Source organism: Streptomyces tatrensis, assembly GCF_049310065.1.
In the GTDB taxonomy this organism is placed as follows: domain Bacteria; phylum Actinomycetota; class Actinomycetes; order Streptomycetales; family Streptomycetaceae; genus Streptomyces.
Window position 1 is genome coordinate 5,322,738 of the sequence record NZ_JBMDLB010000011.1, and the last position, 13,257, is coordinate 5,335,994.

The window sequence follows — 13,257 nt, forward strand, 5'->3', positions numbered from 1 at the left end:
CGAACGGCGGACGGGGGGCGCGGACTGACGCGCCGTCCGTCCGCCTTTGCGTTTCCCGGATGGTGGGCGTGTATCTTCCGGGCCGAGAGCCTTCGAAGGGACCAATCCGGTGAACAAGAAGCTTGCGGCCGCGGTATCGGGCGCTGCGGTGCTGATGCTCGTCCTGTCCGGCTGCGGCGGGGACGACGGCGACAAGAAGACCGACGCCTGGGCCAAGAAGGTCTGCGACAGCTGGCAGCCCGAGCTCACGAAGATCGAGCAGGCGAACGCCGACATCAAGCGGGTGGCGACCGAGAGCAGCAAGCCCGAGGAGGTCCAGTCGACCGACTCGGCGGCCTTCGGGACCATGTCCGAGTCGTACAAGGCGATGGGTACGGCCCTCACGAACGCGGGAGTTCCGCCCGTCAAGGACGGGGAGAAGACCCAGGCCGCCGCGGTCATGGGCTTCGAGTCGACGTCGGCGGGCTACACCGCCCTGAAGACGAAGATGGACGCCCTCGACGCCAAGGACCAGGGCAAGTTCGCCGAGGGCCTCAAGGAGGTCGCGGGCGGCCTGGAGGAAGCGACCAAGGGCGGCAAGGAAGCCCTCGACCAGCTCAAGGCGGGCGGGCTCGACAAGGCGATGAACAGTCAGAAGGGCTGCCAGGTGACGACTCCGTCGCCGGCGCAGTCTTAGGACGTGCCGCGCGCGCGGCCGGCTCGCCGGCGGCGCCGCACCCACCGGGGCGGCCGGGATCCTTCGGGAACCCGGCCGCCCCGGCGCATGTGTGCAGACAGGGGCCGGGGGACAGGTCCGGGGACGAAGCCGCGGACGAGGCCGCGGACGGCTTCGGGGACGAAGCCGCGGACCGATCCCGTCGTACGGTGCTGCGCCCGGTCGGGGCCCGTGCCGGGGTTCGGCCCCCGGGCGGGAGCTCGCGGGAGCGACGGGCTCCCACGCCGAAGGCCGTGTGGCGCGGGCAATGACGGCGGCAGCGGCCACAATGGGCGGGTGAGTACCACCAGCCTTCCTCCCGGTCTGCCCGCCCGCCTCCCCTCGTCGGCCCGCGCGGCCGAGCTGCGCGCCGCGTTGCTCGCCGCCGGCTTCACCGCCGACGGACTGCTCGACCTGCTCGGTGCCCCGGCGTACGCCGCGCTGGCCCGCAGCGAGACGGTCCCCGCCCTGCGCGCCACGCGGAGCCACGGTGACGGGCCGCTCGCGAGCCTGACCCGGCTCTTCCTGCTGCGGCAGCCGGTGCCGTACGTGCACGCCGCGGCCGCCCTGCCCGCCGACGCGGCGCTGGCCGACGGCTGGCTGCGGCGGGAGGGCGATGAAGTGCACGCCACCGTGGACGTGCGGCCGTACGGGGGTCCGGACGGCGAGGACTGGTTCATCGTCTCCGACCTCGGCTGCGCCGTCGGCGGGGCCGGCGGCATCGGCAGCCGCGAGGAGGGCGTGGTCCTCGGCGTCGGCGGCGCCTCCACGACGCTGGCCGGGATCACCGTCCGCACGCCGGTCGGCTCGGCCCTCGACGTCGGCACCGGATCCGGGATCCAGGCGCTGCACGCGGCCCAGCACGCGACCCGGGTCACGGCGACCGATGTCAACCCGCGGGCCCTGGAGTTCACCCGGCTGACGCTGGCGCTGTCGGGGGCCCCCGAGGCGGAACTGCTCGCCGGGTCGCTGTTCGAGCCGGTCGGCGGGGCCACGTACGACCTGATCGTGTCGAATCCGCCCTTCGTGATCTCCCCCGGGGCCCGACTGACGTACCGGGACGGCGGGATGGGCGGCGACGACCTGTGCCGGACCCTGGTCCAGGAGGCCGGAGCCCGGCTCAACCCGGGCGGATTCGCGCAGTTCCTGGGCAACTGGCAGCACGTGGACGGCGAGGACTGGCACGACCGGGTACGGGCCTGGGTGCCGCGCGGCTGCGACGCCTGGATCGTGCAGCGCGACGTGCAGGACGTGACGCAGTACGCGGAGCTGTGGCTGCGCGACGCGGGTGATCACCGCACCGACCCCGCCGAGTACGAACAGCGGTACGAGGACTGGCTGGACGAGTTCGAAGCCCGCAAGACCAAGGCGGTCGGCTTCGGCTGGATCACGCTGCGGCGCAGCGACGCGGCCGAGCCGTCGATTGTGGTCGAGGAGTGGCCGCACTCGGTGGAACAGCCGCTCGGGGAGGCCGTGCTCGAGCACTTCGCGCGCCAGGACTACCTGCGCGACCACGATGACGCGGCCCTGCTCGCGGGCTACTTCCGGCTGACCGCGGAGGTCGTGCAGGAGCAGGTCGGCGCGCCCGGCGCGGAGGATCCGGAGCACGTCGTGCTCCGGCAGAACCGGGGCATGCGGCGCGCCACCAAGGTCGACACGGTCGGCGCCGGCTTCGCCGGGGTGTGTGACGGATCACTGAGCGCGGGGCGGATTCTGGACGCCATCGCCCAGTTGGTGGAGGAGGACCCGGTGGTTCTGCGGGACCGGACGCCCGAGGCGATCCGGATGCTGGTGGAGCAGGGGTTCCTGGAGCCGCTGACCGGGGCGCAAGAGGGAGCGGAAGCCGGAGCGGGCGCCCCGGGGGAGTAGGGCCGGCGGCCGCTGTGCGTCGGCCCGCCCCGGAGTCGCGGGCAGGCCCAGGGCAGGCCCAGGGCAGGCCCCGGGCAGGTCCCGGGCAGGCCCCCGGGCAGGTCCCGGGCAGTCGGCGCCGGGATGTAACCCAGGGTTCGCCTGTCGTATCCCCCCGGCTGAAATCCTGCGCTCAGCGGGATCCGGGGGGATCCCGGGAGCGGCCCGGGGGATGAGGTGAACGGCATGGAGCACGGTCCGGCGATCTTCGCAGCGGCCGTGTTCCTGCTGTTCGGGGCCGCTCTGCTGGCCTGGACGGGGGCGCGCGCCCTACGCGGCGCGCCGGTGGCCGAGGGCGTGCGCCCCGTCGTGGCCGTACCGCTGGCGCTGTTCGCCGGCGGGGTGTCGCTGGCCCTCGGGGTCTGGTGCCTCGGACGGCTGTGAGCGCGGGGGCCCGCTGAGGCGAAGGTCACGGGACCGGGGGCTCCGCGGCATCCCGGGCGCCCGGCATTCGGGCCGTGCGGCATTCGGGTCCCGGGGGCGGTGTCGGCCCTGGTGGTCAGGGGTGGATCGGTCCGGCGGGGTGGGGCTCGGGGATCGGGGCCGGGGAATCGGCCGGATGTCGCTCAGGCCCGGCGACGCGCCGAGTTTCCTCCGCTCGTCCGGAATGTGCGCAGGATCGTAAAGAGCGACGTGAAGTGGGGTCCCGGGGCGGGGCCAGACGGCCCTTCGGCCACTCTGCCCGGTGAGTGCGGAGGGCCTGCCGCGGCATCCGGGCGGCAGAAATGGCACTTGTCGGGTTACCGTTCGAGTGGCCGTTGCGGGCTTCTGCCGTTTGACACGGGGGCGGGTTGTACCGTCACACTCCGCAGCGTCGCCGTACTGCGACCGAGTGCCGACCGGAGAGAAGAGCCAAGTTGTCCCCGACTAGCGAGACCGCAAAGGGCGGCCGCCGACTCGTCATCGTCGAGTCCCCTGCCAAGGCGAAGACGATCAAGGGCTACCTCGGCCCCGGATACGTCGTCGAGGCGAGCGTCGGGCACATCCGCGACCTCCCCAGCGGCGCGGCCGAGGTTCCCGACAAGTACACGGGCGAGGTCCGTCGCCTCGGTGTGGACGTCGAGCACGACTTCGCGCCGATCTACGTCGTCAACGCCGATAAGAAGGCCCAGGTCAGGAAGCTCAAGGAGCTGCTGGCCGAGTCCGACGAACTCTTCCTCGCCACCGATGAGGACCGCGAGGGCGAAGCCATCGCGTGGCACCTGCAGGAAGTCCTCAAGCCCAAGGTCCCCGTCCACCGGATGGTCTTCCACGAGATCACCAAAGACGCGATCCGCGACGCCGTCGCCAACCCGCGCGAGCTCAACCAGCGCATGGTCGACGCACAGGAGACCCGCCGCATCCTCGACCGCCTCTACGGCTACGAGGTCTCGCCGGTCCTGTGGAAGAAGGTCATGCCGAAGCTGTCGGCGGGCCGCGTCCAGTCGGTGGCCACCCGCATGGTGGTCGAGAAGGAGCGCGAGCGCATCGCCTTCCGCTCGGCCGAGTACTGGGACCTGACCGGCACCTTCGCCACCGGCCGCGTCGGTGACGCCTCCGACCCCTCCACGCTGGTCGCCCGCCTGAACACGGTGGACGGCAAGCGCGTGGCGCAGGGCCGCGACTTCGGCTCGACCGGGCAGCTCAAGAGCGAGGTGCTGCACCTCGACGAGACGAACGCGCGGGCGCTGGCCGCCGCGCTGGCCGAGACCTCGTTCGCCGTCAGGTCGGTCGAGTCCAAGCCGTACCGCCGCTCCCCGTACGCCCCGTTCCGCACGACGACGCTCCAGCAGGAGGCCTCGCGCAAGCTCGGCTTCGGTGCGAAGGCGACGATGCAGGTGGCGCAGAAGCTGTACGAGAACGGCTTCATCACCTACATGCGTACCGACTCCACGACGCTGTCCGACACCGCGGTGTCGGCGGCCCGTGCGCAGGTCACGCAGCTCTACGGCGCCGAGTACCTGCCGGAGAAGCCCCGCGTCTACGCGGGCAAGGTCAAGAACGCGCAGGAGGCGCACGAGGCGATCCGTCCTTCGGGTGATCGTTTCCGCACCCCGGCCGAGACCGGTCTGACCGGCGACCAGTTCCGCCTGTACGAGCTCATCTGGAAGCGCACCGTCGCCTCCCAGATGAAGGACGCGGTCGGCAACTCGGTGACCGTCAAGATCGGCGGCCGGTCGGCCGACGGCCGCGACGCCGAGTTCTCGGCGTCCGGCAAGACGATCACCTTCCACGGCTTCATGAAGGCCTACGTGGAGGGCGCGGACGACCCGAACGCCGAGCTCGACGACCGTGAGAAGCGCCTCCCGCAGGTCGCCGAGGGCGACGCGCTGTCGGCCGAGGAGATCACGGTCGACGGCCACTCGACCAAGCCGCCGGCCCGCTTCACCGAGGCCTCGCTGGTCAAGGAGCTGGAAGAGCGGGAGATCGGCCGCCCGTCGACGTACGCGTCGATCATCGGCACGATCCTGGACCGCGGGTACGTCTTCAAGAAGGGCACGGCGCTCGTGCCGTCCTTCCTGTCGTTCGCCGTGGTCAACCTGCTGGAGACGCACTTCGGGCGGCTCGTCGACTACGACTTCACCGCCAAGATGGAGGACGACCTCGACCGCATCGCGCGGGGCGAGGCCCAGTCCGTGCCGTGGCTCAAGCGCTTCTACTTCGGTGCGGAGGACGCGACCGAGGTCGTGCCGGCCGACGGTGACGCGCTCGGCGGTCTGAAGGAGCTCGTGACCGATCTGGGCGCGATCGACGCCCGGGAGATCTCCTCCTTCCCCGTCGGCGAGGGCATCGTGCTGCGCGTCGGCCGCTACGGGCCGTACGTGGAGCGCGGTGAGAAGGACTCCGAGGGCCACCAGCGGGCGGACGTCCCGGAGGAGATGGCCCCCGACGAGCTCACGGTCGAGTACGCGGAGGAGCTCTTCGCGAAGCCGAGCGGCGAGTTCGAGCTGGGCAAGGACCCGATCAGCGGGAACGAAATCGTCGCGAAGGACGGTCGCTACGGGCCGTACGTGACGGAGATCCTGCCCGAGGGCACGCCGAAGACGGGCAAGAACGCGGTGAAGCCGCGGACGGCCTCGCTGTTCCAGTCGATGAGCCTGGACACGGTCACGCTCGAGGACGCCCTGCGCCTGATGTCCCTTCCCCGCGTCGTGGGCGTGGACGCGGAGGGTGCGGAGATCACCGCGCAGAACGGCCGCTACGGCCCGTACCTGAAGAAGGGCACGGACTCGCGGTCGCTGGAGACCGAGGACCAGCTCTTCGCCATCACCCTGGAGCAGGCGCTCGCGATCTACGCGCAGCCGAAGCAGCGGGGGCGCGCGGCCGCGAAGCCGCCGCTGAAGGAGCTGGGCACCGACCCGGTGAGCGAGAAGCCCGTGGTCGTCAAGGACGGCCGGTTCGGTCCGTACGTGACGGACGGCGAGACGAACGCGACCCTGCGCCGGGACGACGACGTCGAGACGATCACGCCGGAGCGCGGCTACGAGCTCCTCGCGGAGAAGCGCGCCAAGGGACCGGTCAAGAAGACGGCCAAGAAGGCGCCCGCGAAGAAGGCCCCGGCGAAGAAGGCGACGGCGACGAAGACCGCTGCCGCGAAGAAGACGACGGCGGCCAAGAAGACGACGACCGCCAAGAAGGCGACCACGGCGAAGAAGACCGTCGCGAAGAAGACGGCGGCCACTGCGGCGGACGAGTAGTCACCGAATAGTCACCGACAGGGCCCGTGCGATGCGCACGGGCCCTGTTTTTCAGCCGTCCGGCGTTTGAGGACCGGGGTCTGGGGCAGAGCCCCAGGGGCTCGGGCGCAGCCCGGGATCAGCGGTCCGGGCGCAGCCCGGGGAACGGTGGAAGGGTGGGGCGGGGAGAAGCCCCGCGCAGCGGCGTCACGGGCCCGGGAGCGGACCCCCGGACGGGTGGGTCGGGGGTCACACCGGACCTTGTCCACAGCCCTCCGCACCCGCCCAGCGCAGCGGATAGGCTGGGCGGATGACGCGAGCCGAGCAGCCAACGGTCGTGACCGCCACCACCACCGACACCGCCCCCACCTACGACGAAGCCCTCGCCGCGGACTCCCGCGAGCGGGCGGTGCGCGCCCTGCTGCGCACCCCCGGGCTGCGCAGGCTGTGGAGCGCGCAGTTGGTGAGCGGCATCGGCGATGCCCTCGCCCTGCTGGTCCTGGTGCTGCTGGTCTTCCAGACGGCCGTGGAGCAGGAGCCCTTCGGCGGTGGCTACACCGGCTGGGCCCTCGCCGTCGCAGCCGTCTTCGGCGTCCGCGTGGTGTCCACCGTCCTGTTCGGCGCGGTCCTCCTCGGCCCCCTGGCCAAGCTCACCGCCCCCGGCGGCAAGCTGGACCGCCGCTGGACGATGATCGGCGCCGACGGGCTGCGGCTCGGCCTCTTCGTGGTGGCCCCGCTGTGGCTCGACTGGATCGGCCCGCACGCGCTGACCGCCCTGCTCGCCACCGTCTTCGTCTCCGGCGCCGCCGAGCGGCTGTGGGGGCTGGCCAAGGACAGCGCCGCGCCCGGCCTGCTGCCGACGCCGCCGCCCGAGGGGGCGACCGTACGGCCGCTGCCCGACCACCTCGACGCACTGCGCCGGCTGAACCTGCGCACCGCCTTCGCGGCCCTGCCGATCGCCGCGGCCGCGCTGCTTGCCGCGACCCTGATCGGCAAGGCCCTCGGCCTCGGCATCGGCTGGTTCGCCGAGAACCAGGCGGCCCTCGGCTCGTACGTGGCCTCCGGTCTCTTCGCGGCGTCCGTGTCGCTGCTGCTCCCGCTGATGCTGCCCGGCACGAAGACCCCGCGTCCGCGCTCCCCGCTGGAGGGCCTGCGCGCCCCCAAGACGGGGGACCGGCCGGAGAAGGGGCGTACGGGGGCCATCCCGCTGCTCGTCCTCGTCTGCTCCGCCGTCGCCGGAGCCGTTGCCTCCGCCGCCGCCGTGGCCGTGCTGCACGCCACCGACCTGGGGGGCGGAGCGGCCGCGTTCTCGCTGTTCGTACTGGCCCTGCTCGGCGGCACCGCGCTGGGCATCCGCGCCACCCAGGCCGGCAAGGTCCTCCCCGCCCTGTCCCGGCGGCGCCTGCTGGCGCTGTCCGTCGGCGTGGCCGGGCTGGCGCTGCTGCTGACCGGGCTGGTTCCGGACACCTCGACGGTGGTGTTCCTCGCGCTGCTCGCCGGCGGCGCCGCGGGCGTCGCCGCGAACACCGGGCACACGCTGCTCGACCAGGAGACCGAGGAGTTCCGCAGGGCCCGGGTCACCGAGCACCTGCAGGCCGCCGTCCGGGTCTCCGTGGCCGTCGGCGCCGTGGCCGCCCCGCTGCTGGCCGCCCTGATCGGACCGCACCGGGTGGTGGCCGGCGAGGTCGTCTTCGCGCACGGCGGCGCGGCCTTCACGCTGATGCTGGTCGGCGCCCTGCTGCTGCCGGTCGCCGCCATCGTCCTGGCCAAGGCCGACGACCGCAGCGGCGTACCGCTGCGCCGCGACCTGCGCGAGGCGCTGCGCGGCGGGGAGCCGGTGCAGGCCGCGTCCGACGCCGGGTTCTTCATCGCCCTGGAGGGCGGCGACGGCGCCGGCAAGTCCACCCAGGTGGAGGCGATGGCCGACTGGATACGGGCCAAGGGCCACGAGGTCGTCGTCACGCGCGAGCCCGGGGCCACCCCGGTCGGCAAGCGGCTGCGCTCGATCCTGCTCGACGTCTCTTCCGCCGGTCTGTCGAACCGCGCCGAGGCCCTGCTGTACGCGGCCGACCGGGCCGAGCACGTGGACACCGTCGTACGGCCCGCCCTGGAGCGCGGCGCGGTGGTCATCACCGACCGCTACATCGACTCCTCGGTGGCCTACCAGGGCGCCGGCCGGGACCTGTCCCCGACCGAGATCGCCCGCATCTCACGCTGGGCCACGAGCGGCCTCGTACCGAACCTGACCGTGCTGCTCGACGTGTCGCCGGAGACGGCCCGGGAGCGGTTCACGGAGGCGCCGGACCGGCTGGAATCGGAGCCCGCGGAGTTCCACCAGCGGGTGCGGTCCGGATTCCTGACCCTGGCCGCGGCCGACCCCGGGCGCTACCTGGTGGTCGACGCGGGCCAGGACCCGGAGTCGGTCAGCACCGTCGTGCGCCACCGCCTGGACCGGATGCTCCCGCTGTCGGAGGCCGAGGTGGCCGCGCAGGCGGAGGCCCGCCGGCTCGCCCTCGAGGAGGCCAAGCGCAAGGCCGAGGAAGAGGCGGCGCGCAAGGTCGAGGAAGCCCGGCTGGCCGCCGAGGAAGAGGCCCGCAGGGCCCGCGAGGCGGAGGAGGCCCGGCTCGCGGCCGAGGCCGAGGCCGCCCGCAAGGAGCGCGAGGAGCGACTGCGCGCCGAGGAGGAGGCCCGCGAGCGGGCCGAGGCCGAGCGGCTGCGGCTGGAAGCCGAGGCGAAGGCCCGCGCGGTGGAGGCCGAGCGACTGCGCAAGCAGGCGGAGGAGGAGGCCCGGCTGCACGCCGAGGCCGAGGAGCGCCGGCTGGAGAAGCAGCGGCGGGCCGAGGAGGCCCTGCTGAAGGCCGAGGAGGCACGACGGCTGGCCGAGGCCTCGGCGGCGGAGGCGGCGGCGAAGTCCGCTGCGGCTGCTGCGGCCGCTGCCTCGGTCGCGGCCGCTTCGGAGTCCGTGGCGGCGGCCGCACCCGTGGCGCCGGCTGCTCCTGCGGCCCCGGCGGCACCTGCGGCTCCCGCTCCCAAGGCGGACCTGCGCAAGGATCCGCACCACGACGAGGCCGTCACGATCGAGACTCCGATCGTCAAGCGGGTCACGCGGCCGGACGACGTCACCCAGACGGTCCCGGTCCCGAAGGCCGCTCCGGCGGCGGGTCCCGCCGACGAGACGGCGGTGCTGCCGCCCGTCCGCGCGACGGGTCCGGCGGACGAGACGGCGGTCCTGCCGCCCGTACGCCCCGCAGGCTCGGGGTCGGGCTCCGGCACGGCGGCCGGCTCGGGCTCCGGTGAGGCTGCGGCGACGCGGCCGGCCGCGCCCAGGGCCTCGTACTCCGCGTCGCGTCCGACGGCGCAGCGGCCCGAGGAGAACCCGGCCGACCGGGTTCCGCCGGGCATCTTCCGCGACTCGGGCAACGACGCGACCCGTGAACTGCCGCTCCTCGCCGAGGACGGACGGCCGCGCCGGCCCCGCTCGGACTGGGCGGAGGAGACCCCGCTGGACGATCTGCCGACCCTGGCCGACGAGCTGCTGGGACCGCGCCGGGACGACGAGGACGAGCAGGGCCGGGGGCCGCGCCGCCGCTGACGGCGACGGTGACGGTGGTGGCCGTCGTGGGGACCGGCTGACGGGGATTGTCAGTGGGACCCGCCACACTGGGTGAGCAGACGGCACGGACGGTACGCGAGGCGAAAGGTGGTGGGCGGGATGCCCGTATGGGACGACCTGGTGGGACAGGAGCGGGTCCAGACGCAGCTGGCCGCCGCCGCGGTCGACGCCGACGGCCTGGTCACCGCCATCGAGGCGGGCACCCCGCCGCCGGCCGCCTCCAAGATGACGCACGCCTGGCTGTTCACGGGCCCGCCCGGCTCCGGGCGGGCCACCGCCGCCCGCGCCTTCGCGGCCGCGCTCCAGTGCACCAGCCCGGACCGCGCCCTCGGCGGTGAGCCGGGCTGCGGGTTCTGCGACGGCTGCCACACCACCGTGATCGGTACGCACGCCGACGTGGAGATCGTCCGTACCGATCAGCTGTCCATCGGCGTGAAGGACACCAGGGCGCTGGTGCGCCGGGCGCAGCTCTCCCCGGCCGTCGGACGCTGGCAGGTCATCGTCCTGGAGGACGCCGACCGGCTGACGGAGGGCGCGGGCAACGTACTGCTCAAGGCCGTGGAGGAGCCCGCTCCGCGGACCGTGTGGCTGCTGTGCGCCCCCTCCCTGGAGGACGTGCTGCCCACCATCCGCTCCCGCTGCCGCCACCTGTCGCTGCGCACCCCGCCGGTGTCCGCCGTCGCGGAGGTGCTCGTGCGGCGCGACGGCATCGAGCCGGACGTCGCGCAGGCCGCCGCCCGCGCGACCCAGGGGCACATCGGCCGGGCCCGCCGGCTCGCCACCGACGGGGCGGCCCGCTCACGGCGCGCCACCGTGCTGAGGCTGCCGATGCGCGTGAGCGACGTGGGCGACTGCCTGAAGGCGGCGCAGGAGCTGGTGGACGCCGCCGCCGAGGACGCCAAGCAGGTGGCGGAAGAGGTCGACACCAAGGAGACCGAGGAGCTGCGGGCCGCGCTCGGCGCCGGAGCGGGTACGGGCGGGCGGATGCCGCGCGGTACGGCGGGCGTGATGAAGGAGCTGGAGGACCGGCAGAAGCGCCGGCGTACGCGCACGCAGCGCGACAGCCTCGACCTGGCTCTGACCGACCTCACCGGCTTCTACCGGGACGTGCTGGCCCTCCAGCTCGGCTCCTCGCTGGCCATCGCGAACGAGGAGATACGCCAAGACCTGGACCGGATCGCCCGGGAGTCGGGACCCGAGCGCACGCTGCGGCGCATTGAGGCGATCATCGCGTGCCGGCGGGCGCTCGACCGCAACGTCGCCCCGCTGCTCGCGGTCGAGGCGATGACGATGTCGCTGCGCGCGGGCTGACGCGCGCGGCCCTCCCCGGGCCTGCGACTCCGGTTGACCGCCTCACCCGTTCGAGGGGTCCGCGTGGCGGGCCGCAGACGCCGCCGGTCCGTGCGGGGCGGCGCCCCGCGCCCGGGCGGGCGCCCGCCGCCCGGCGCGGGTGCCACCGCCCCGGGCAGGCCCGCAGGCCGTAGGCTCCGGGAATGGACACCAGTCGCCTGCTGCGCACCACCGGGACCGTGATCGCCGCCGCGGGGCTACTGCTCTCCGGGTGCACCTCGGGCGGTTCGGGGACACCCCGCGCCGCCGCGTCGTCCGGCGGGGCCTCCGAGACGCCGTCGGCCGCGCCGACCGCCGTGCCGGCCGCGCTGCGCCCGTACTACGACCAGAAGCTGAGCTGGCGCGAGTGCGGTGTGCCCGGCTTCGACTGCACCACCCTGAAGGTCCCGCTGGACTACGAGAAGCCCGAGGCCGGGGCCGCCGGGGATATCGACATCGCGGTGGCCCGCCGCAAGGCCACCGACCCCGCCAAGCGGCTCGGCTCGCTGGTGGTGAACCCGGGCGGCCCCGGCGGCTCCGGCATCGGGTACCTCCAGGCGTACGCGGGCATCGGATACCCGGCCCCGGTGCGTGCCGCGTACGACATGGTCTCCTTCGACCCGCGCGGCGTGGACCGCAGCAGCCCCGTGGAATGCCTGAACGGCCCGGCCATGGACAAGTACACCCAGGTGGACCAGACGCCGGACACGCCGGCGGAGCAGGCCCTGCTGGTGGCCGCCTTCAAGGAGTTCGCGGCCGCCTGCCAGACGCACTCGCAGCGGGTCCTGCCGCACGTGTCCACGATCGACGCGGCCCGCGACATGGACGTGCTGCGTGCGGCGCTGGGCGACGAGAAGCTGACGTACGTCGGAGCCTCGTACGGCACCTTCCTCGGGGCGACGTACGCCGAGCTCTTCCCGTCCAGGACCGGCCGGCTGGTCCTGGACGGGGCGATGGACCCCTCCCGGCCCGCGATCGAACTGAACCGGGATCAGACGGAGGGCTTCGAGACCGCCTTCCGCGCCTTCGCCGCGGACTGCGCGAAGCAGACCGACTGCCCGCTCGGCCAGGGCAGCCCGGAGCAGATCGCGGAACGCCTGAAGGAGTTCTTCCGCAAGGTCGACGCCCAGCCGGTCCCCACGACCGACCGGTCGCGCACCGCGCTCGGCGAGTCGCTGGCGACGACCGGGGTGATCGCCGCCCTGTACGACGAGAACGCCTGGCCGCAGCTGCGCGAGGCGCTCGGGGCCGCGATCAACGGCGACGACGGCAACGGGCTGCTGGCCCTCGCCGACAGCTACTACGAGCGCGAGCAGGACGGCAAGTACGCCAACCTCATGTCGGCGAACGCGGCCGTCAACTGCCTCGACCAGCCCCCGGCCTTCGCCGGGCCGGAGGCGGTCGAGAAGGCGCTGCCGTCCTTCGAGAAGGCCTCCCCGGTCTTCGGCGCGGGCCTGGCCTGGGCCTCGCTGAACTGCGCGTACTGGCCGGCGAAGGCCACCGGCACGGCCGGGGCCCTGCACGCGAAGGGCGCCCCGCCGATCGTGGTGGTCGGCACCACCCGCGACCCCGCGACCCCGTACAAGTGGGCCGAGGCCCTGGCGAGCCAGCTCGACTCGGGCGTCCTGCTGACCTACGACGGCGACGGCCACACGGCGTACGGCCGGGGCAGCGACTGCATCGACTCGGCGATCAACCAGTACCTCCTGGAAGGCACGGCTCCGAAGGACGGAAAGAAGTGCTGACCCCGGCCGCCGGGGCCGCCCGAGGCCCCGGTCCGAGGCACCCCGTTTAACCCTGTAGACTTGGCGCCGCTGCTGATGAGGGCCTCCCACCAGGGAAATTCTTGTCTTCCCAGCGGTGCCGCCTTAGCTCAGCTGGCCAGAGCAACGCACTCGTAATGCGTAGGTCTCGGGTTCGAATCCCGAAGGCGGCTCTGTAGAACCCTCAGGACTCACTCGCCGTGACCTGGGGGTTTTGCTATTTCCCGGACCTTGCGCCGCCGTCGCGCGCGGGTACCGCCTCGTCCTCCCGGTCGGCCCGTGGGTCGAGCGGTC

At 73.5% G+C, this 13,257-nt stretch carries 7 protein-coding genes and 1 tRNA gene; all 8 read left to right on the plus strand.

The window, feature by feature from the left end; genetic code table 11:
* Window positions 1-109 precede the first annotated feature (109 nt).
* The gene (locus ACODT5_RS40245; protein WP_422523941.1) at window positions 110-676 is read left to right on the plus strand and encodes a small secreted protein; all 567 of its coding nucleotides are present in this window, start codon (window positions 110-112) and stop codon (window positions 674-676) included.
* Between the two features lie 315 nt (window positions 677-991).
* The gene (locus ACODT5_RS40250; RefSeq protein WP_422523942.1) at window positions 992-2,563 is read left to right on the plus strand and encodes a DUF7059 domain-containing protein; all 1,572 of its coding nucleotides are present in this window, start codon (window positions 992-994) and stop codon (window positions 2,561-2,563) included.
* A gap of 225 nt (window positions 2,564-2,788) precedes the next feature.
* Window positions 2,789-2,986, plus strand: coding sequence for a hypothetical protein (locus ACODT5_RS40255; protein WP_385367422.1), 198 nt, complete (start codon window positions 2,789-2,791; stop codon window positions 2,984-2,986).
* Window positions 2,987-3,459: 473 nt separating this feature from the next.
* On the plus strand, window positions 3,460-6,279 hold the full coding sequence (gene topA, locus ACODT5_RS40260) for a type I DNA topoisomerase (protein WP_422523943.1): 2,820 nt from the start codon (window positions 3,460-3,462) through the stop codon (window positions 6,277-6,279).
* A 289-nt stretch (window positions 6,280-6,568) separates the two neighbouring features.
* Window positions 6,569-9,850: a dTMP kinase gene (gene tmk, locus ACODT5_RS40265; protein WP_422523944.1), complete on the plus strand. Its 3,282-nt coding sequence runs from the start codon at window positions 6,569-6,571 to the stop codon at window positions 9,848-9,850.
* Window positions 9,851-9,970: 120 nt separating this feature from the next.
* Window positions 9,971-11,182: a DNA polymerase III subunit delta' gene (locus ACODT5_RS40270; RefSeq protein WP_422523945.1), complete on the plus strand. Its 1,212-nt coding sequence runs from the start codon at window positions 9,971-9,973 to the stop codon at window positions 11,180-11,182.
* Window positions 11,183-11,364: 182 nt separating this feature from the next.
* Complete coding sequence (locus ACODT5_RS40275; RefSeq protein WP_422523946.1) at window positions 11,365-12,945, plus strand: alpha/beta fold hydrolase; 1,581 nt, start codon at window positions 11,365-11,367, stop codon at window positions 12,943-12,945.
* Between the two features lie 117 nt (window positions 12,946-13,062).
* Window positions 13,063-13,136, plus strand: a tRNA-Thr gene (locus ACODT5_RS40280).
* Window positions 13,137-13,257 lie beyond the last annotated feature (121 nt).